Origin of the sequence: Streptomyces sp. NPDC002566 (assembly GCF_042889585.1) — a bacterium.
Taxonomy (GTDB): Bacteria; Actinomycetota; Actinomycetes; order Streptomycetales; family Streptomycetaceae; genus Streptomyces.
In genome coordinates this window covers 110,784-130,733 of record NZ_JBIARD010000006.1, presented here as the reverse complement: position 1 = coordinate 130,733, position 19,950 = coordinate 110,784, and the positions used below count along the sequence as shown (strand labels likewise).

Sequence of the window (19,950 nt, the reverse complement as noted above, 5' to 3'; positions counted from 1 at the left end):
AGGCCGCACGCGTGTGTGGGCTGTGCCGGGCCGGACACGCATCCGTCGCGCGCCGCAGGGGCGGCGGTGGACCGACGGGACCGCCCCGCACCCCTTCGGAGGGCGGGGCGGCGGGCGTCAGTTGGTGCCGATGCGGGCCAGCAGGTCGACGATCCGGTCCTGGACCTCCGTGCTGGTGGACCGTTCCGCGAGGAACAGCACCGTCTCGCCGGACGCCAGCCGCGGCAGGTCGGCCTGGTCGACGGCGGCGGTGTAGACGACCAGCGGGGTGCGGTTGAGCTGCTGGTTCGCCCGGAGCCAGTCGACGATCCCGGCCCGCCCGCGGTGCACCTGCATCAGGTCCATCACCACCAGGTTCGGCCGCAGCTGCGAGGCCAGCGTGACCGCGTCCGCGTCGCTCGCCGCCCGGGCCACCTGCATCCCGCGCCGCTCCAGCGTCGAGGTCAGCGCCAGCGCGATCTCCGCGTGCTCCTCGATGAGCAGCACCCGCGGCGGATGCTGTTCGCTGTCACGCGGGGCGAGCGCCTTCAGCAGCACGGCGGGATCGGCGCCGTACGCCGCCTCGCGCGTCGCCTGTCCGAGACCGGCCGTCACCAGCACCGGCACCTCGGCAGCCACCGCCGCCTGACGCAGCGACTGCAGCGCGGTGCGCGTGATGGGTCCGGTCAGCGGGTCGACGAACAGCGCGGCCGGGAAGGCGGCGATCTGCGCGTCGACCTCCTCGCGGGAGTGCACGATCACCGGGCGGTACCCGCGGTCGCTGAGCGCCTGCTGGGTGCTGACGTCCGGGGCCGGCCAGACCAGCAGCCGACGCGGGTTGTCCAGGGGCTCCGGCGGCAGTTCGTCGTCCAGCGGCTGCGGACGCGGCGGGTCCGCCACCTCGACGGCCCCGCCCGGCCCGTCGAGCGGCTCGGGCCCCTCGGCGGCGTTCTCGTCCGGTGCGCCTATGGCGTACGACCGTCCGATCCCCTCGGTCCCGGGCGCGAGCCGCGTCTGCCCGGCCATCGACTGCCCGGGCAGCGGCTGGCCCCCGAGGGACGGCTGCGGGGCGGGCGCGGCCTGCGGAGCGGCCGCCGGCGCCTGGGGCACGGGGGCCTGCGCCACGGCGGGCTGCTCGTTCTGCGGGTGCGGACGTGCCGTCTGCTCCGGTCGCGCGGCCGGGTCGGGCGGCGTGCCCAGCTTGCGGCGGCGGCCGGAACCGCCCGGCGCGTTCGGCGCGGGCGTGCCCGAGGGCTGGAGCGGCTGCGGCGCCTGACGCGCCGCAGCCTGCTGGACCTGGGCGGCCTGCCGGGTGAACGGCACGCCCTGGCCGAGCGTCCGCACGCTGATCGCGCGTCCCTGCGTGGAGTTGGGGTCCTCGGGCCGGGCGGCGGTCTCCGCCGGCAGCGGCTGCGCGACCCGCGGCTGGGCCACGGCGGCCTCGGGCGGCAACGGGGTGCCGGTGCTCGGAGTGGTCGTCGGCGCGGGCTCGCTCGCAGGAGCGGGGGCCGGTGCCTGGGCGGGAGCTGACTGGGCCGGGGCCGTCTGCGTCGGGAGCGGCTGCCCCGGGGCGGCGGGCTGTCCGGCTGCGGCGGCGGGCTGGCCGGCGGTCGGCTGCCCAGGTGCGGCCGGTTGCGCGGGAGCCGGCCGGCCCGGATCGGCCTGACCTGCCGCGCCCTGCGCGGGTACGGCGACCCCCGGCTGCCGCCCGTTCGGATCCGGCTGGACCTGTGCGACGGGCTGCCCCGCGGCCGGCGCCGCCGCCCCGCCGATCTCCTGCGCCTGAGCCTGCGCGGGTACGGCACCGGGCGGCACAGCGCCGGGCGCCTCGGCGGCCTCCGCCGCCGGCTGACCCACGGCACGCCTACGACGCCCCGTGGGCGCGCTCGTCGGATGCGGCTGGGGAGGCGTGTGGTCGTCGGCCTGGTCGAGCGGGGCGGCGTCATGGCGTGCGTGGTCGAGCAGGGCGTCCTCGGACGTGCCCTGCGCCGGAACCTGAGCCGGCGTCGGCTGCTGGACCGCCTGAGCGGGCGCCGGAACCTGCTGTCCCGCTACGGGAACCGGGATCGGCCCCGGCTGCCCGGGCGCGGGGACCCGCACCGACTGCCCCGGGACGGGAACCTGCTGACCCGGCACCGGAACCTGCTGACCCGGGACGGGAATCTGCTGGCCCGCCGCAGGAACCGGAACCACAGGAACCGGAACCGGCATGGGCATAGGCATCGGCATGGGCGCCGGCTGCACGTCGGTCCCCGGCACCTGTCCCACGGCCTGGACTCCCGCACCGCCGCCGGCTCCCGCAACGGCTCCTGCGGCGCCCTCAACCCCGGCGGCGGCCTCGTCCTCGGCCGGCCGGTCAGCCTCGGCCGGCGGCAGGGCGAACACCGTGCGGGGCGCGGCCTCCTGCGCGGCGGCGCGCTCGTTCGCGGCGGCCAGGGCGCGCCGACGGCGTCCGGTCGGCTGCGCGCCGCCCTCGCCGTCCGCCGCCTCGCCCGGCGCGGACGCTCCCGCCACCGCCGGCAGGGCGGGCGGCAGCGCGTGCTGTTCCTCGCCGGCGCGCCGGGCCCGGCGTCCGGCGGGCGCGGGCACGCCCTGCGGCGGAACGGTGCCGCCCAGACCCGTGCCCGAGGCCGCGGTCCCCGCCGCGTGCTCGGCGGCCGTGACGACCGCGCCCTCCGAGACACCCGAACCCGCGCCCGGGGCGGCGTTCTCCGCGTCTCCGCCCGCGGGCTCGGCGGGCCGTCCGCGGCGCCGCCCGGTGCCCCCGGAGGCGTCCGTCTGCTCCTCCGGCGTCTCAGCCTGCGGCTCCTCGGCGGCCGGCCCGCGCCGGCGCCGCCGTCCGGTCGGCGTGGCGGCCTCCGCCTCGCCGCCGTCCGCGGCCGCGCCGGGAAGGTCGCTCTCCAGGAAGGCGTCGACGGAGGACCGCCGGGCCCGCCGCCGCCCCGCGCCTGACCCCGGCGCGCCCGCGGCCATGCCGTCGGGGGCCACCGCCTCCAGCGCTCCCGCACCCGCCGCCATGTCGTCGTGCCCCGCCTGGGCGGGCAGCGCGAGCGCGGAGCCCACGGGGGCGGCCGGGGCGGCGACGACCGCGCCGGCCCCGCCGCCCAACGGGACTTCGAGGACGTAGGCGTTGCCGCTCATGCCCGGCACTTCGTGGGTCTGGAGCACACCGCCGTGCGCCCGCACGATCCCGCGCACGATCGGCTCGTGCACCGGGTCGCCGCCCGCGTACGGCCCGCGCACCTCGATCCGGACGACCTCGCCGCGCTGGGCGGCCGCCACGACGACCGTGTTGTCCATGTAACCGCCCGTCGAGACGGGCGCGTTGCCGGTGGCGTCGACGCCGGCGACGTCGGCCACCAGGTGCGCGAGCGCGGTCGCGAGGAGCCGCGCGTCGACCTCGGCCTCGATGGGCGGCGCGTGCACGGCGAACTGCACCCGCCCCGGCCCGACGAGTTCGACGGCCCCGTCGACACCCGCGGCGACCACCGCGTCGAGCATCACCTTCGTACGGCTGATCCCCTCGCCGGCGGCGTCGAGCCGCTGGTAGCCGAGGACGTTGTCGATGAGGGTGGTGATGCGCGCGTACCCGGCCGACAGGTGGTGCAGCACCTGGTTGGCCTCGGGCCACAGCTGCCCTGCGTCGTCGGCGGCGAGCGCGGACAGCTCACGGCGCAGCTCGTCCAGCGGCCCGCGCAGCGAACGGCCGAGCAGGGTGAGGAGTTGCTCGTGCCGGGCGGCGAGGGCCTCGTAGCGGTCCTTCTCCCGCTCGCCCAGCGCGGCGTAGCGCTCCTCGCCGGCGGCGAGCTCCTCCTCGTGCTTGTCGCGCAGCTCCTCCAGCTCGGCGACGTGCTGCTGGCGCAGCGCGGTGAGGTCGGAGGCGTGCTCCTCGGAGAGCTTCTCCAGCGCCTCCTCGTGCCGCTTCTCGACGGCGGCCTTCTCCTCGGCGAGCGAGTCGAACGGCCGGCGGTCGGTGAAGGTCATGACGGCGCCGACGAGCTGGTCGCCGTCGCGCACCGGCGCGGTCGTCAGGTCGACGGAGACCTTGTCCCCGCTCTTGGACCACAGCACCTGGCCGCGCACCCGGTGCTTGCGCCCGGAGCGCAGGGTGTCGGCGAGCGGCGACTCGTCGTACGGGAACGGCGTGCCGTCGGTGCGCGAGTGCAGGACGAGGGCGTGCAGCTCCTTGCCGCCGAGGTCGCTCGCCCGGTAGCCGAGGATCTGCGCGGCGGCGGGGTTGACGAGCACGATCCGCCCGTCGGTGTCGGTGCCGACGACGCCCTCGGCGGCGGCCCGAAGGATCATCTCGGTCTGCCGCTGCGAGCGCGCGAGTTCGGCCTCGGTGTCGACGGTGCCCGACAGGTCGCGTACGACGAGCATCAGCAGCTCGTCGCCGGCGTAGCCCTGGTTGTCGTAGGCCTGCTGGGCGTTCTCCAGGTTGGCGCTCGTGACCTCGACGGGGAACTCGGTGCCGTCGGTGCGCCGGGCGACCATCCGGGTCGGCTTGGTGCGTCCGCGCGGATCCATGTGGTCGGGGCGTCGCATGGAGCCGGGGATGAGCTTGGAGTCGAACTGCGGAAGCAGATCGAGCAGCCCCCGTCCGACGAGGGCGGTCCCGGGCGCCTCGAATGCCTCCAGCGCGATGGTGTTCGCGTTGACGACGGTCCCGTTCGCGTTGACCAGCACCAACGCGTCGGGAAGGGCGTCCAGTATGGCTGCGAGGCGAGCAGCGCCTCGGGATGGCCTGCTGCTCACGAGTCGCTTCCTCCCTGTTACCGCACCTTGCCGACCGCTCGGGCCATCTTGCCAACCGTCCCGCAGCGTGTCACGCGAGGGAGTCTAAGGGCTCGGGTCGGGCTGCCGGTGCCGGATGCGAGGGAGCTCGCACGACGAAGTGACGGAGAACGTGTGACCGCCCCCGACGACTCCGCGTGACCTCCTCGCGACGTCCACACCCCGCCCCGCCCTCCGTTACGGAACCCGACCGCCCGCCCCGCCGGCCATCGCGGGCGTCTGCCCGCCCACCGCGGGCAGCAGCGGTACGAAGCGGTCCCACCGCTCGATGCGGCAGCCGTCGGCGCGGTCGAACGTCGCGTCGACGGGACGGCCGGCCCAGCGGCCGGTGACACGGGCGGTGGCGGGGCCGCCGTACCGCATGGTGCACACGCTGTCGTCCGGGACGGGGGCGAAGGTGTCCGTCCCCCACCGGGCGTTCTGCTCCAGCGCCCGGCACGCCTCCGAGGCGTCCGGGTGAGTACCGCCCGCGGGACGGCAGTACAGCTCGAACGTCCCGTCCGCTCCCTCGCCCGCGTCGCGCACAGTGACGGTGAGGTGATCCCCGAACACCCGGTCCTCGTCAGGCGGAGGCGGCGGCACAAGGGGCCCGGCGGTGGCGGCGAAGGCGGCGGACGAGGTGACGGAGACGGCGAGGGCGAGGGCGGTGACGGCGAGGCGCCGGAGCGGCGCGCGCTGTGACACGACTCGTGAGGTGACCTGCGACATGACCTGACCAACGCGACCGGCGCGCGGACGTTGCGCCGCCCAATGGCTTTGCCCTGCGACCCGCCTGCCTAGTACCGTGGAGGCCGATTGGTGACACGACGCTCGACTGTGTCATCATCTGCACGCACCACTCGCACGCGAGCGAGCGGTTGTGCTGGAGGCGTCGCCTAGTCCGGTCTATGGCGCCGCACTGCTAATGCGGTTTGGGCTTTACGGCCCATCGAGGGTTCAAATCCCTCCGCCTCCGCTCGTCCTGAAGCCCCGGTCCCCGTGACCGGGGCTTCGTCGTTACCCCGCCATCCAGGCGTTTTCGCAGGTCACAAGGGGTGTGCGAATCGGATTTCACATGGCGGCGGCAGTCATGTAATGTTCTTCCTGTCGCCGCGAGCGGGCCGAAAGGACCGAGAGCGAAGACAAAAACTGAAAACACACAAGCACTCGTAGCTTAACGGATAGAGCATCTGACTACGGATCAGAAGGTTGCAGGTTCGAATCCTGCCGAGTGCACACAGGTCAAAGCCCCCTCGGGATCATCCCGGAGGGGGCTTTGTCGTGCCGTACAGCAGCGAAGTACAGCAACGGTTGATGTCAGGTCTTGATGTCAGCCCGCTTCGCTGCCGCCCATCGCTGCCGACAACTTGCCGAGTGCGGCGCGCACCTCTTCCTCGCTCGCTTCCGCGTAGACCTCCATCGTCATCGCGATCTGCGAGTGACGGAGGATCCGCTGAGCCACCTTCGGGTGGACCTTGAGGGCGACGAGCAGCGAGCTGCACGTGTGCCGGGTGTTGCGCAGCGGGATCACACGGAGGCCGGCGCGGCGGGCACGCAGGGCGAACATGCGTGTCAGGTTCCCCGGCTCGATGGGCGTCCCGTACTTCGTGGTGAAGACCAGACCGCGGGTGTCCTGCCAGAGTTCCCCCGCCGCCTTCCGATCCCCGGTCTGCTGGGCGTGGCGCATGCGCAGCGTCTTGAGGCAGAACGCGGGCAGGGGAAGGAAGTCGTCCGACTCCTCGGTTTTCGTCTCCCGGTGGAGGATCTGACGGCCCGCAGCCGTCTCAAGCCGCTGACGGCCGAGTGATCAGGCCGGATGACCTCAGCGACTTCCCCGCCCGCAGTCCGCAGCGAGGGGGTTGTGAGTGTCTATCCGCATGACAACGCAGGTGAACAACGGCGGACAAGCGCGGACGCCTGCGTGCCATCAACCGAGATAGGGCCGCTCACGTTGCTCCAGGAAGTGCCGGATTCGTAGCCGCTGCGTATGGTGCATGGGCAGTTGATCAATCTCCTCGGCCTGGACGAACCTCAGCTCCGTGGATTCATCCGAGATCGCAAGCTGGCCCCCGACCACACGGACGGTGAAGCAGACGTTGAACTGTCGACGCACCTCGCCGTCCGTATAGGCGATGACGTGGCGTGGATCCGTGTAGGTCCCGACGAGCCCCGTGACTTCCACGTCCAGGCCCGTTTCCTCCTTCACCTCGCGGACGGCGGTTCCTGGCAGGGAGTCGGTCATCTCCATGCCGCCGCCGGGCAGCGCCCATAGATCGTTGTATCGCCGGCGCTGCAGGAGGATGCGGCCCTCGTCGTCCGTGACCACCGCGGACGCGGCGACGACCAGACTGCTGGGCTTGGGGGCGTCTGGGTCGTCGTAGTACTCAGTGCGTGCCATGATCACTTCTCTCGTACTGGCGTCGCGGTCGCCCACACGGCGCCGAAACTGTCGGCGTAGGTGTCGAACATGCCGCCTTTCCCGTTTCGGCGCAGGTGCCAGACAGGGGCGCTGTAGGCGTTCACGCCCCAGACGCGTTGACCAGAGCCTGATCGTCAGCCCGGTAGATCGAGTTGTGAGGCGTCGTGCCGTGGCCGAACTTCTCTTCGTCGCCGTGCTGTTGGACGTTGGGAGTGTCCGCGTCGCCGACTGTGCAGCGGCGTACACCAACACGTCGATCTGCTCGCGTGCCTGGGTCAGCATGTTCACAAAGGTGGAGACAGGGATGTCCGCCCGCTGGTCGTAGAGGGCCACAAGTTCCGGACTGACCGCACGAGCGGGGCGTGCCTGCCTGAGCGATGGCCATGTGGATCGGTCGGTGACGGTCATACCGGTCGTGATGCGGTCTCGGGAGGGTGCTACCGGACGACCCCGGCTGCTGGGGTTGCTGTACTTCGTTGCTGTACAGCAGGCTCGGACGATGTCCCGATCAGTAGGCGCACACACTGCCGACCCGTGCCCTCAGTGCCTCGTCGAAGCGGTACGTCCGGGCTGGCCGATGACTGTTGAGGGGCGCCATGTGGTCGGCTACCTCTGCGACCACTGTCTGAACGAGTGGGCTCGTCCTGTCGCGGAGGACCTGGACGTCCACGACGTCGTCCGAGTAGACCTTCCCAGCGCCACGTTCTACGGCGAGGTCTGGCAGGTTGAAGGCGACCGGGTCCAGGTCCGCGGAACGGGCGGGGACTGGTTGCTGTGGGTCGAACGCTGGAGAGTCGTCATCTACTGAAGATTCTCCCGACGAGGGGTTGCTCACCAGTCCCGCCACCGGTCCGTGAGCTCGAACCGACCGAGCCCGTGTCTGGCGGTCAGGGCCGCGACGTCGACCCCCTGCTCGATGAGCGCCTCATCGATGTAGGCGCACAACTGCTCGCGCTCATCGGTTTCGAAGGCGCACTCGTCGTGAGTCTCGTTCACGGCGTTCAGGGCCAGGACGACGCGCTCCACTGCGGCGAAGATCCGTGCGTCGTCTCCTTCAGCGAGCGTGGGCAACTCGGCCTCGAAGACGTCGAGGACGGCATCGGTCTCCAGCAAGAGCTCTTCGGGGAACAGCTCGACCACGCACGCGCAGTCGGGATCCAGGGCGCCGGCGGCAAGCTCCGCGGCCTCCTCGGCTATGCCCCTGCGCCAGTTCGTCGTCGGTCTCTCAGCCATGGAGCGGACCGTACAGCGCACGTCTGACAGCAAGACCCGCTTTCACGAGGAGACCTCAGCTTGGGAAACTCAAGGCGTCTAAGGCTTGCTCCAGGCCTGACCTGCGGCAGCACGACACAGACGCGCGGTGGACGGCTGATTGGTTCCCCGCTGTTCCCCGCACGATCTGGCACGCGCCTGGCAGGAGTCATTCATCGTCGCACCGCTCCAAGACCAGTAGGGCGGTGAGGTGAGTCCGGCCGTGGGTCAGGGTCCAGCCGTCCACCGGGGAGGTCACGAACACGCCCCGCCGATGATAGGCCGCCTCCGTCCCCGCCTCCCGGTCCGTCGTCACCCGCCCGATCAGCCCCAGTGCGTCAGCGAGTTCGCCGCCAACGCCACCGGGCACCGCCAGCCATGGCCAGCTCTGATCTTCCTCAAGATCCTTTACGGGGCTTCTCCGAAGTCATACGTTCATTTCGACCACCGAGGCACACACCGCCTCATACAAGTGAACATGAAACACGGGGACTTGAGCATGACCATCAGTACCAGGCCGCGCAGCACGTTCCACCGCACCAGTGCCATGATCGTCGCCGCGGTGACCGCCGGCGCCCTCTTCGCCACCGCCGCCGGCGCCCATGCCGCGGAGCCGGCGCCGCAGGCCGCTGTCAGCGCCGCTGTGGCCGTCGACGACTCGGGCCTCACGCCCGCGGAGAAGGAGCAGGGCGCGGCGCTTTCGGAGAGCGTGTCCGCACTCGGCGTGACCGAGGAGCAGTTCGCCGCCGCGCTGGACATAGCGCTGACCCGCCCCGCCCCGGACGCGGAGGCCTTCCGCACCCGTCTGGCCGCGCTGCCGACGAAGCCCACCGCCCAGCAGTTGGTGCAGGCCGCCTACCCCGGCGACGCCGAGGCCCAGGCCGCGCTGCTGCCCGTCTTCGCCAACGCGGAGGTGCGCGACACCGTCCTCGCCCAGCTCACCGGCGGCAGCAAGGGGGGCCACCCGGGCGCCGCCTTCGGGTGGTGGGACAAGACCAAGTTCGTCGTCAAGTGCGGTGCGGCCATCGCGGCCGTCCTGATCAGCTTCGCGCCGGCCGGTTCCAGCATCAAGGTGGTCCGGGCCGTGGCGCTGTTCAAGAGGTACGGCGCGAAGAAGACCGCGAACATCATCTGGCGCTTCGTGAACGGCAAGCGTGTCGGTTCCGCGGAGCGTGAGGCAGTGAAGGCGTTCATCGGGATCTCGGCCATCTCCCAGGCCTGCCACAAGTGAGGTGACGGCATGACGATCGAGCACGTGGCGGTGATCGCCCTCGCGGTCGAGGTGGTGATCATGGTGCTGGCCCGGTTCGGCACCGAGCGGCGTCACTGGAACCACCACAAGCGGCGCGGTCCCGTGCCGCTGAGGAAGGACGACATCACGCTCGTGTCGGCGGCGCTGTACGCGCTCGCCGCCGTCGCCATGGCCGTCGGCGCTCTGATGGCGCGGGTGGAGTTGTCCCTGTCCGCGGTCGGGACGTTCGCGCTGTTCGGCGTCCTGCTCCCGGCGTTCGCCGCCAACTCCGTCCTGGTGATGGCGACGCGCGGACGCCCCGAGACCGTCACGTGGTGGCAGCGCGGGATCGCCTGCGCGATCGCCGCGGGCGGCGGGCTCGTGTCCGTCGGCCTCGTCGGCTGACATCCGTCTCGGCGTGTCGAAGCCCCCTCCGGGTCCTCCCGGAGGGGGCTTCGTCGTGTGCGAGCGCAGTGGCCCGGCGGCTTCCCGTCAGGAGGACTCGTCGGCCTGGTCGCGCAGTTCGTCGCGGTAGGCGTTGGCCAGGTTCGTCGTGCGGGTGAAGAAGTCGGTGAGGACGGCGATCTCCTCGGGGGCGTAGTCGGCGAAGAGGGCGTTCAGGCGGGCGTAGTACGGCTCGTAGAGGGCCTGGACGCGTGCCGCCGCGTCGGGCCGGGGGGCCACACGGACGCGGCGGCGGTCCCGGGGGTCCGGGCGGCGGGTGACGTAGCCGGCGCGTTCGAGGCGGTTGAGGATGCCGGTGACCGCGCCGGTCGTGACATGGACCCGGGTCGCGAGGTCGCCCGCGGTGAGGAGGTCCTCGCCGGCCTGGAAGACGTAGCCGAGGCAGGTGAGGTCGCTCACGTTCAGGCCCAGGCGCTGGGCCATCTCCTGCTGGCCGACCAGGTGGGCCGCGATGAGGTCGTCCATCGCGGCCAGCGCCTGGGCTGGGGTCGCGGCGGGGCGAGGGGGCTGGGCGGCTGTCATCGCGGGGGTTCGCTTCCTCTCCGGTTCCGGTGGTGCTGGCTCCTTGTTATCCGCTTTCGGTTTCTCTTACCTTGTAAGAAGTTAAGTACTGCAACTTCTTAGAGCGTGAGGGTTCTATGTCTCTGTACGACGAAGGGCACACGATCGCGGGCTGGACCGGGGTCGCCGTCACGGCCGTCGGCGGCTCGGTGGCGGGTGTCGGGGTGTGCGTCTCCTCCGGCGCGCTGGTCTCGGTCGGGCTGGTGATCGTCGCCCTGGCCGCGCTGGTCACCTGGGTGTTGCACCTGACGGGGTGGGGCAAGCCGCCGGGGGTGCGGCCACGGGAGGAGTGGGGGATGCGGGTGCGCGACCCGCACGCCCGGGGCGGCCACCCGGAGTGCCTGGGGTGCCGCCTCGCCGGGCGTGGGCGTGCGCCCGGAAGGGCGGGGGCTTTGTCAGTGGCAGGGCCTACGGTGGTGAGCGATGGCACAGGCATGGAAGTGCGCGGGGCTGCGGTGGTCGCAGCGGGGGCCCGAGCTGGTGTGGGACGGGGGGCGTCGTAGCCCGCTGTCCTGGGGGAAGCGGGTGGCCTTCGGGGTCGTGGAGGGGGGTGTGCGGGAGTGTGCAGGGGCGCGAGGGCATTCGTGTCCGGTGCGGGCGCAGGTGCCGGGGCGGAGCACGGGGGGCCGGTGCGAGGAGTGCGCGCGGCTGGACCGGGCGCACTCGGTGGCCGCCGACGGCATCGCCGACGACCCCCGGCCGTACCGGGTGTATCTCGCATGGTTCGGGCCCGGCATGGTCAAGGTCGGGATCACCGCGGTCGAGCGGGGTTCGGCCCGGCTGCTGGAGCAGGGTGCGGTCTGCTTCAGCTGGCTCGGCGCCGGCCCGCTGATGGCCGCCCGGCGCACGGAGGAACTGCTGCGGGCCGCCCTGCGCGTCCCGGACCGGATCCCGTACGCCGAGAAGCGTGCCGTACGAGCCGAGTTGCCGCTGAGGCCGGAGGAAAGAGCCGCGGAGATCAGCGCGTTGCACGCACAGGCCGTCGAACTGGCTTCCTGGCCCGAGTCGTTGCGGCGGGAACCCTTCCTCCCCGTGGACCATGTCCGCGCGTTCGGGCTCGACGGCACACCGGCACCGCTGGGGCAGGTGAGCGAACTGGTCCCCGGCGGCATGCTGAACGGCGAACTCCTGGCGGCCGCGGGCCCCGACCTCCACCTGGGGACGCCCGCCGGAGCGGTCGTGCTCGACACCCGGCTGATGCGGGGGTGGCAGCTCGTCCCGGTGGAGGGAAGTCCCGAAGTCGGACTGCCTGTGAAGGAGTTCACCAGGTCGAGCCTCCAAGACGGCTTGTTCTGAGGGAGTGACAGCCCGCGCAAAGGGCCTTCATCGGGGAGGCCATGACTTCCGGCGCCCACCCAGGGGGAGGAAAGGGGACACAGGCGTGCCTTCCGCCCCGCGCCGGCGGCTCGGCTGAGAGCCGGCTGTGCGTTTCTCAGGGAAATCACAGACAGCCGAAAGCGTGCTCTCAGAGCCCCTCGAGATCGTGTGCCGTATGACCACGACCTCGCCCCAGGGGCGCACCGAACTGCTGAGGCCGGACGGGAGCCCCGTCCGAGTGCTTGTGGTGGACGACGAGTTGTCGATCACCGAGCTGCTGTCCATGGCCCTGCGCTACGAGGGCTGGCAGATCCGCAGCGCCGGCGACGGCACCGGCGCCGTCCAGGCCGCCCGGGAGTTCCGGCCGGACGCGGTCGTCCTCGACATGATGCTGCCCGACATGGACGGTCTGACCGTGCTGGGCCGGCTGCGGCGTGAGCTGCCGGACGTCCCGGTGCTGTTCCTGACCGCCAAGGACGCGGTCGAGGACCGGATCGCGGGCCTCACCGCGGGCGGCGACGACTACGTCACCAAGCCGTTCTCCCTCGAAGAGGTCGTGGCGCGGCTGCGCGGGCTCATCCGCCGTTCCGGCGCCGCCGACCGCCGCTCCGACTCCATGCTCGTCGTCGGGGACCTCACCCTCGACGAGGACAGCCACGAGGTCTCCCGCGCCGGCGCGGACATCCACCTGACCGCCACCGAGTTCGAGCTGCTGCGCTTCCTGATGCGCAACCCGCGGCGCGTGCTCAGCAAGGCGCAGATCCTGGACCGCGTGTGGTCGTACGACTTCGGCGGGCAGGCCAACGTGGTCGAGCTGTACATCTCCTACCTGCGGCGCAAGATAGACGCGGGACGCGAGCCGATGATCCACACCCGGCGTGGCGCGGGATACCTGATCAAGCCCGCCGCGTCATGAGCGGGCGGCGGCGACCGCGCAAGCAGAGGACGGCGAAGAGACGGACCGGGCAGCCGCGCACCCTGCGGACGCGGCTCGTCGTCGTCTCCGTCACCCTGATCGCCGTGGTCTGCGCGGTCATCGGCACCGTCACCACGATCGTGCTGCGGGACCATCTCTACGGCCAGCTCAACGGGCGGCTCGCCGAGGCCGCGGCACGGGTGGCGCCGCGCGGCTTCGGGGGGCTGCCCGGCCGGCTCACGGACACCGCCGGCACGCCCACGCAGCAGGTCAGGCCGAAGGTGACCGACCTCTCCGACTTCGTCACCAAGGGACCGCAGCTCCCCGGAACGATCGCGGCCAAGGTCGTCGACGGCTCCGTCACCGAGGCCAAGCGGGGTGTGGCGCCCGCCAACGCCTTCACCATGACCGCCGCGAACCTCGACGCGGACCAGGTCAAGGCGCTCAGCTCCGTCTCCCGGGACGGAAAGCCGCACACGGCGGAACTCCCTGGCCTCGGCTCGTACCGCGTCAGGTACGCGTGGAACGACGACTCCGGCTACTACGTCGCCATCCCCACCAAGGACGTCGACAACACCATCAACACCCTGATCCTCGTCGAGATCAGCCTCACCGCCGCCGGACTCATCGCGGCCGGCCTCGCGGGCACCGTCATGGTCGGCGTGGCCACCCGCCCCCTCCGCAAGGTCGCCGCCACCGCCACCCGCGTCTCCGAACTGCCCCTGCACACTGGCGAGGTCAACCTCAGTGAGCGGGTCCCGGAGTCGGAGACCGATCCGCACACCGAGGTCGGGCAGGTCGGCGCGGCGCTCAACCGGATGCTGAACCACGTCCACGGCGCGCTGCACGCGCGTCAGGAGAGCGAGACGCGGGTGAGGCAGTTCGTCGCGGACGCCAGCCACGAACTGCGCACCCCGCTCGCCTCCATCCGCGGCTACGCCGAACTCACCCGCCGCGGACGCGAGCAGGTCGGCCCCGACACCCGGCACGCGCTGGGCCGCATCGAGTCCGAGGCCGGACGCATGACCCTCCTCGTCGAGGACCTCCTCCTGCTGGCCCGCCTCGACGCGGGCCGCCCGCTGCAGTTCGAGCAGACCGACCTCGTCCCCCTCGTCATCGACACCGTCAGCGACGCCCGTGCAGCGGGCCGCGAGCACATCTGGCGGCTCGACCTGCCCGACGAGCCGGCCATGGTGTCGGCGGACTCCGCCCGCCTTCAGCAGGTGCTGGTCAACCTCCTCGCCAACGCCCGCACGCACACCCCGCCCGGCACGACCGTCACCGCACGCGTGCGGCGGCGCGGTCCCTGGCTGTGCGTGGACGTCCAGGACGACGGCCAGGGCATCCCGCCGGACCTTCTCCCGCACGTCTTCGAACGGTTCGCCCGCGGCGACTCCTCACGCTCGCGCGCCTCCGGCTCGACCGGTCTGGGCCTCGCCATCGTGCAGGCCGTGGCGGCCGCGCACGGCGGCGCCGTGACCGTCGACAGCGTGCCCGGCCGGACCGTCTTCACCCTGCACCTGCCCGCCCTCGGCCCCGCCCTGCCCCAGCCGGCGCCCGAAACGAACTGGCAACTGGACTCACAGGACCAGCACAGGGCCGGCACACGGGTGCGACAGGGCGCCTGACGAAAGTCGTCCCCATGCGAACCGACCCTTCTCCCGGCACCCTGCCGGCGCGGGAGCACCTCCCGGCCGCCACCGCCGGTACGCCTGTCCTGGACGTAGTGATCCCCGTCTACAACGAGGAGAAGGACCTCCAGCCGTGCGTCCGGAGACTGCACGACCACCTGACGCGGACGTTCCCCTACTCCTTCCGCATCACGATCGCGGACAACGCGTCCACGGACGCCACACCCGACGTGGCGCGACTGCTGGAGACGCGGATCCCCGAGGTGAGGTCCTTCCGGCTGGCGCAGAAGGGCCGCGGCCGTGCGCTGCGGACCGTCTGGTCCGCCTCGGACGCCCCGATCCTCGCGTACATGGACGTCGACCTGTCCACCGACCTCAACGCGCTGCTGCCGCTGGTGGCGCCGCTCATCTCCGGCCACTCCGACCTGGCGATCGGCTCCCGGCTCTCCCGCAGCTCACGCGTGGTGCGCGGCGCGAAGCGGGAGTTCATCTCCCGCTCCTACAACCTGATCCTGCGCGGCTCGCTCCAGGCCCGCTTCTCCGACGCCCAGTGCGGCTTCAAGGCGATCCGCCGTGACGTCGCCCGGATCCTGCTCCCCCTGGTGGAAGACACCGGCTGGTTCTTCGACACTGAGATGCTGGTGCTCGCCGAGCGGGCCGGACTGCGTATCCACGAGGTGCCGGTCGACTGGGTCGACGACCCGGACTCCACGGTGCACATCGTCAAGACGGCGACCGACGACCTGAAGGGGGTATGGCGCGTAGGGAAGGCCCTGGCCACCGGTTCGCTCCCCCTGGACCGGCTGACCAGGCCGTTCGGCGACGACCCCCGCGACCGCGACATCATGGACGTACCCAAGGGCCTGACCCGCCAGCTCGTCGGCTTCTGCGTCGTCGGCGGCCTCTCCACGCTGTTCTACCTGCTGCTCTACAGCGGCTTCCGGCTGTTCGCCGGCTCCCAGACCGCGAACGCGCTCGCCCTGCTGGTGTCGGCGATCGCCAACACGGCCGCCAACCGCCGGCTCACCTTCGGAGTGCGCGGCCCGGGCGGCGCCGTCCGCCACCAGGCGCAGGGGCTGGTCGTCTTCGGCATCGGCCTCGCGCTGACCAGCGGTTCGCTCCTCGCCCTGAACGCGGCGACCTCCGACCCCGCGCACTCCACCGAACTGGCGGTCCTGGTCGCCGCCAACCTCGCGGCGACGGTCCTGCGCTTCCTGCTCCTCCGCGCGTGGGTGTTCGCCGACCGGCGGGGGGACGACGCCCAGCCGACGCCGGCCGCGGGTTCCGTCCGGCACGACGACCCGTACGACCCGCGTGGCTCGCACGGCCCGCGGGGCCCGTACGACCCCGCCACCCGGTTCCGCCCCGGCGAAGCCGCGGACGGCACCCGGGGAGATGCCGCTGACGCCACCATGCGACTCCAGCCGGTACGCCCCCACGACACCGACCCGGGGGACGCCCGATGACCACGCACCTCGACCCGACGACGACCGCGACCACCGCCTGGAGTCCGCCGGAGACGCCCGCGGGGGAGAACGCCGCGGACGCCGGACGCGAACCGCTCGTCCCGGCCCCCGAGTCGGGTGAGCCGAAGCAGCCCTTCGTGCGCAGACTGTGGCGCGGCCGCCCCGAGGACCCCCGCTGGGCCCGCCCCGCCTTCCTCGGCCTGCTGGCCGCCACGCTCGTCCTCTACCTCTACGGCCTCAGCGCCTCCGGTTACGCCAACTCGTTCTACTCCGCGGCCGTGCAGGCCGGCAGCCAGTCCTGGAAGGCCTTCTTCTTCGGCTCCCTGGACGCGGCGAACGCCATCACCGTCGACAAGCCGCCGGCCTCCCTGTGGCCGATGGCGCTGTCCGTGAGGATCTTCGGCCTGAGCTCCTGGGCGATCCTGGCCCCCGAGGTCCTCATGGGCGTCGGCACGGTCGCCGTGGTGTACGCGGCGGTGCGCCGCCGGTTCAGCGCCGCGGCCGGCCTGATCGCGGGCGCCGTGCTCGCGCTCACCCCCGTGGCCGCGCTGATGTTCCGGTTCAACAACCCGGACGCGATGCTCGCCCTGCTGATGGCCGTGGCCTGCTACTTCGTGATCCGCGCCCTGGAGGACGGCCGGACGAAGTGGCTGATGTGGGCCGGGGCCGCGATCGGCTTCGCGTTCCTCGCCAAGACCCTCCAGGCCTTCCTGATCCTGCCGCCGCTGGCGGTCGTGTACGCGGTCTGCGCGCCGGTGAGCGTGAGGAAGCGGTTCGGACAGCTGGCCGCGGCGACGGGCGCGCTGGTGCTGTCCGGCGGCTGGTGGGTCGCGATCGTCGAGCTGTGGCCCGCCTCCTCCCGCCCGTACATCGGCGGCTCGCAGAACAACTCGTTCCTGGAGCTGACCTTCGGTTACAACGGTCTCGGCCGCCTCAACGGCGAGGAGACCGGCAGCGTCGGCGGCGGTGGCGGCGGCAACGGCGGCGGCAACTGGGGCGAGACCGGATGGGACCGGCTGTTCGGCTCCGGCATCGGCGGCCAGATCTCCTGGCTGATCCCGGCCGCGCTGATCCTGCTCGTCGCGGGCCTGGTGGCCACGGGCAGGGCCCGGCGGACGTCCGTCACCCGCGGTTCGTTCCTGGTGTGGGGCGGCGCGCTGCTGATCACGATGGTGGTCTTCAGCTACATGCAGGGGATCTTCCACGAGTACTACACCGTCGCCCTCGCCCCCTACGTCGCGCCGCTGATCGGCATGGGCGCGGTCACGCTGTGGGAGCTTCGGGGCAGGGCGTGGGCGTCGCTGAGCCTGGCGGGCGCGACGACGGCCACCGCGGTGTGGGGTTACGTCCTGCTCAACCGCTCCTCCGACTACCTGCCCTGGTTGAAGTGGCTCGTGCTGGTGGGCGGCCTGACCGCGGCGCTCGGCCTGATCTTCGTCAGCAGGCTGGGGCGCGGGCTGGCCCTGGGCGTCGCCGGCCTCGGCGTCGCCGCGGCGCTGGCGGGTCCGACGGCGTACACGCTGACCACGGTGAACGAGGGCCACACCGGCTCGATCGTCACCGCCGGCCCGGCGGTAGCGGGCGGTCGCGGCGGCCCGGGCGGCGGGGGCTTCCCCGGCGGCGGGCGCGGGATGGGCGGGTTCCCCGGCGGGGGCCAGAACGGCCAGAACCAGCAGGGGCAGCAGAACGGGCAGCAGGGCCAGCAGGGTCAGCAGAACGGCAACGGCTTCCCCGGCGGCGGCTTCGGCGGCTTCGGCGGCGCAATGCCGGGCCAGCAGAACCAGCAGAACGGCTCGCAGAACCAGCAGAACGGCACCGGCGGCCGTATGGGCGGTATGGGCGGTGGCGGTATGGGCGGCCTGATCAACGGCGCCAGCGTCTCCGACGAGGCGAAGAAGCTGCTGGAGACCGACGCGGGCGACCACACCTGGGTCGCGGCGGCCATCGGCGCCCAGAACGCCGCGAGTTACCAGCTCTCCACCGGCGACCCGGTGATGGCTATCGGCGGCTTCAACGGCACCGACCCGTCCCCGACACTGGCCCAGTTCAAGCAGTACGTGACCGACGGAAAGATCCACTACTTCATCTCCGGCGGCTCAGGCGGCGGCATGCGCGGCAGCGGCAGCGACAACGGCACGTCCGCCCAGATCACCGCATGGGTGCAGGCCAACTTCAAGCAGGTCACGGTGGGTTCGGCCACCTTCTACGACCTGACGCAGAAGGCGAGCGGCTGACCCCGCGGGAAACGCGCACGACACGGCGAAGGGCGGTGGCCTCAGGTCACCGCCCTTCCCCGTGCCCGGAAACCCCGGAAACCCCGGCGCCCTAATACCGCGTTGTACACCGTACGAGAGCCGTTCTACGGTGTACAACATGACCACGTCTCCCCAGGAAACCGCCCCGCCCCCCGAGACCACGACCACCGGTCACCCCCAGCGCTGGCTGATCCTCGGCGTCATCTGCCTCGCGCAGCTCACCGTGCTGCTCGACAACACCATCCTCAACGTGGCGATCCCCTCGCTCACCCGCGAGATGGACGCGACCACCGCCGACGTGCAGTGGATGATGAACGCCTACTCCCTGGTCCAGTCCGGCCTGCTGCTCACGGCGGGCAACGCCGCCGACCGCTACGGCCGCAAGCTGATGCTGATGTCGGGCCTCGCCGTCTTCGGCCTGGGCTCGCTGGCGGCCGGGCTGTCGCAGAGCCCGGCCCAGCTGATCGCGGCCCGCGCCGGCATGGGCGTCGGCGGCGCGCTGCTGATGACGACGACCCTGGCCGTCGTCGTGCAGATCTTCGACGACCAGGAGCGGGTGAAGGCCATCGCGCTGTGGTCGACGGTCAGTTCGCTCGGTTTCGCGGCCGGGCCGCTGATCGGCGGGGTGATGCTGAACCACTTCTGGTGGGGCGCGATCTTCCTGATCAACATCCCGGTCGCCCTGCTCGGCCTGATCGCGGTCGCCGCGCTGGTACCGGAGTCCAGGCACAAGGCCGGCGACCGGCCCGACCTGGTCGGCGCGGTGCTGTCGACCGTCGGGATGACGGCCGTCGTGTACGCCATCATCACCGGCCCCGAGCACGGCTGGACCTCGGCGCGGGTGCTGGTCCCGGCGGCGGCCGGGACGGTCGTACTGGGTCTCTTCGTGCTGTGGGAGCTGCGCACCGAGCACCCGATGCTGGACATGCACTTCTTCCGCGACCAGAGGTTCGTCGGCGCGGTCGCGGGCGCGATCCTGGTGGCGTTCGGCATGACGGGCTCGCTGTTCCTGCTCACCCAGCACCTGCAGTTCGTGCTCGGCTACGAGCCGCTGGACGCCGGGCTGCGGACCGCGCCGCTGGCGCTGACGGTCGTCGTCCTCAACTTCACCGGCGTCGGGGCGAAACTCGTGCTGAGGGCCGGCACGCCGGCCGCCATCGCGCTCGGCATGACGCTGGTGTCGGCCGGGCTGGCGGCGATCGCGCTGCTCGGCGGGCACGGGTACGGCGGGACGCTGCTCGGGCTGGTCGTCATGGGCGCGGGCGTGGCGCTGTCGATGCCGGCGATGGCCAACGCCATCATGAGCGCGATCCCGCCGGAGAAGGCGGGCGTCGGGGCGGGGATCAACGGCACGCTCGCCGAGTTCGGCAACGGGCTCGGCGTCGCGGTCCTGGGCGCCGTGCTCAACTCCCGCTTCGCGTCCCTGGTGGCGGTGTCCGCGGCGTCGCTGCCGGCGGCGCTGGCCGCGGCGGACGGGGCGGGGGAGCGGGAGCGGATCGCCGACGCGTTCGCCTCCGGGCTGGAGACCAGCCAGTTGGTGGGGGCGGTCGCCGTCCTCCTGGGCGGTCTGGTCGCGGCGGCGCTGCTGCGCCGGGCGGAGCGGGCGGCTCCGCCGGAGTGACAGGGGTGGGACCAGGGGATACGGGGCGGAGGTGCCGTTCGCGGCACGCCCTAGCATTCTCCCCA

Annotated in this window: 15 protein-coding genes, 2 tRNA genes and 2 pseudogenes; 12 read left to right on the top strand and 7 right to left on the bottom strand. The window is 72.2% G+C overall.

Features of this window, described 5'->3' with window-relative positions; translation table 11 throughout:
- Positions 1-117: 117 nt before the first annotated feature.
- Both ACFYXA_RS24770 and ACFYXA_RS24765 read right to left on the bottom strand, forming a co-directional pair.
- The gene (locus tag ACFYXA_RS24770) at positions 118-4,734 is read right to left on the bottom strand and encodes a PAS domain-containing protein (protein WP_389036416.1); all 4,617 of its coding nucleotides are present in this window, start codon (positions 4,732-4,734) and stop codon (positions 118-120) included.
- A gap of 216 nt (positions 4,735-4,950) precedes the next feature.
- Positions 4,951-5,481 (bottom strand): SSI family serine proteinase inhibitor, encoded by a 531-nt coding sequence (locus ACFYXA_RS24765; protein WP_352252182.1) that lies wholly within the window; start codon positions 5,479-5,481, stop codon positions 4,951-4,953.
- Between the two features lie 156 nt (positions 5,482-5,637).
- Between ACFYXA_RS24765 and ACFYXA_RS24760 the strand changes: the two genes are divergently transcribed.
- Together ACFYXA_RS24760 and ACFYXA_RS24755 are read left to right on the top strand one after the other, a co-directional pair.
- Positions 5,638-5,728, top strand: a tRNA-Ser gene (locus ACFYXA_RS24760).
- A 187-nt stretch (positions 5,729-5,915) separates the two neighbouring features.
- Positions 5,916-5,988, top strand: a tRNA-Arg gene (locus ACFYXA_RS24755).
- Between the two features lie 94 nt (positions 5,989-6,082).
- Here ACFYXA_RS24755 and ACFYXA_RS24750 read toward each other — a convergent pair.
- The 3 genes and pseudogenes from ACFYXA_RS24750 to ACFYXA_RS24740 all read right to left on the bottom strand — a co-directional run.
- Positions 6,083-6,529: pseudogene (locus ACFYXA_RS24750) on the bottom strand (tyrosine-type recombinase/integrase); the annotation flags it as partial.
- A 150-nt stretch (positions 6,530-6,679) separates the two neighbouring features.
- Complete coding sequence (locus tag ACFYXA_RS24745; protein ID WP_352252184.1) at positions 6,680-7,150, bottom strand: NUDIX domain-containing protein; 471 nt, start codon at positions 7,148-7,150, stop codon at positions 6,680-6,682.
- Positions 7,151-7,152: 2 nt separating this feature from the next.
- Positions 7,153-7,555, bottom strand: a pseudogene (locus ACFYXA_RS24740) (XRE family transcriptional regulator); the annotation flags it as partial.
- Positions 7,556-7,748: 193 nt separating this feature from the next.
- On the opposite strand from ACFYXA_RS24740, the gene ACFYXA_RS24735 reads away from it, so the two are divergent.
- On the top strand, positions 7,749-7,979 hold the full coding sequence (locus ACFYXA_RS24735) for a hypothetical protein (protein WP_352252186.1): 231 nt from the start codon (positions 7,749-7,751) through the stop codon (positions 7,977-7,979).
- Positions 7,980-8,002: 23 nt separating this feature from the next.
- Here the strand turns inward: ACFYXA_RS24735 and ACFYXA_RS24730 are convergent, their stop codons facing one another.
- Positions 8,003-8,404: a hypothetical protein gene (locus tag ACFYXA_RS24730; RefSeq protein ID WP_389036412.1), complete on the bottom strand. Its 402-nt coding sequence runs from the start codon at positions 8,402-8,404 to the stop codon at positions 8,003-8,005.
- Between the two features lie 517 nt (positions 8,405-8,921).
- Between ACFYXA_RS24730 and ACFYXA_RS24725 the strand changes: the two genes are divergently transcribed.
- Entirely contained in the window at positions 8,922-9,653 is a 732-nt protein-coding gene (locus tag ACFYXA_RS24725; protein WP_389036409.1) for a hypothetical protein, read from the top strand.
- Positions 9,654-9,662: 9 nt separating this feature from the next.
- Complete coding sequence (locus tag ACFYXA_RS24720) at positions 9,663-10,058, top strand: hypothetical protein (protein ID WP_389036407.1); 396 nt, start codon at positions 9,663-9,665, stop codon at positions 10,056-10,058.
- Positions 10,059-10,145: 87 nt separating this feature from the next.
- Here ACFYXA_RS24720 and ACFYXA_RS24715 read toward each other — a convergent pair whose 3' ends face one another.
- Positions 10,146-10,640 carry a MarR family winged helix-turn-helix transcriptional regulator gene (locus tag ACFYXA_RS24715; RefSeq protein WP_389036404.1) on the bottom strand — a complete coding sequence of 165 codons (495 nt, stop codon included), beginning with the start codon at positions 10,638-10,640 and terminating at the stop codon, positions 10,146-10,148.
- 116 nt (positions 10,641-10,756) lie between these two features.
- On the opposite strand from ACFYXA_RS24715, the gene ACFYXA_RS24710 reads away from it, so the two are divergent.
- From ACFYXA_RS24710 to ACFYXA_RS24680, 7 genes are all read left to right on the top strand, one after another.
- Positions 10,757-11,182, top strand: coding sequence for an HGxxPAAW family protein (locus ACFYXA_RS24710; RefSeq protein ID WP_389036401.1), 426 nt, complete (start codon positions 10,757-10,759; stop codon positions 11,180-11,182).
- Complete coding sequence (locus tag ACFYXA_RS24705; protein ID WP_389036398.1) at positions 11,103-11,975, top strand: DUF2797 domain-containing protein; 873 nt, start codon at positions 11,103-11,105, stop codon at positions 11,973-11,975. Before ACFYXA_RS24710 ends, ACFYXA_RS24705 begins: the two co-directional genes overlap by 80 nt.
- A 196-nt stretch (positions 11,976-12,171) precedes the next feature.
- Positions 12,172-12,912 (top strand): response regulator transcription factor, encoded by a 741-nt coding sequence (locus ACFYXA_RS24700; protein WP_389036395.1) that lies wholly within the window; start codon positions 12,172-12,174, stop codon positions 12,910-12,912.
- On the top strand, positions 12,909-14,540 hold the full coding sequence (locus ACFYXA_RS24695; RefSeq protein WP_389036392.1) for an ATP-binding protein: 1,632 nt from the start codon (positions 12,909-12,911) through the stop codon (positions 14,538-14,540). The genes ACFYXA_RS24700 and ACFYXA_RS24695 overlap by 4 nt, the downstream gene beginning before the upstream one ends.
- 14 nt (positions 14,541-14,554) lie before the next feature.
- Positions 14,555-16,009 (top strand): glycosyltransferase, encoded by a 1,455-nt coding sequence (locus tag ACFYXA_RS24690; RefSeq protein ID WP_389036389.1) that lies wholly within the window; start codon positions 14,555-14,557, stop codon positions 16,007-16,009.
- The gene (locus ACFYXA_RS24685; protein ID WP_352252204.1) at positions 16,006-18,243 is read left to right on the top strand and encodes a glycosyltransferase family 39 protein; all 2,238 of its coding nucleotides are present in this window, start codon (positions 16,006-16,008) and stop codon (positions 18,241-18,243) included. The genes ACFYXA_RS24690 and ACFYXA_RS24685 overlap by 4 nt, the downstream gene beginning before the upstream one ends.
- Positions 18,244-18,382: 139 nt before the next feature.
- A complete protein-coding gene (locus ACFYXA_RS24680; protein ID WP_389036386.1) occupies positions 18,383-19,885 on the top strand; it encodes an MFS transporter in 1,503 nt (500 codons plus the stop codon).
- Positions 19,886-19,950 lie beyond the last annotated feature (65 nt).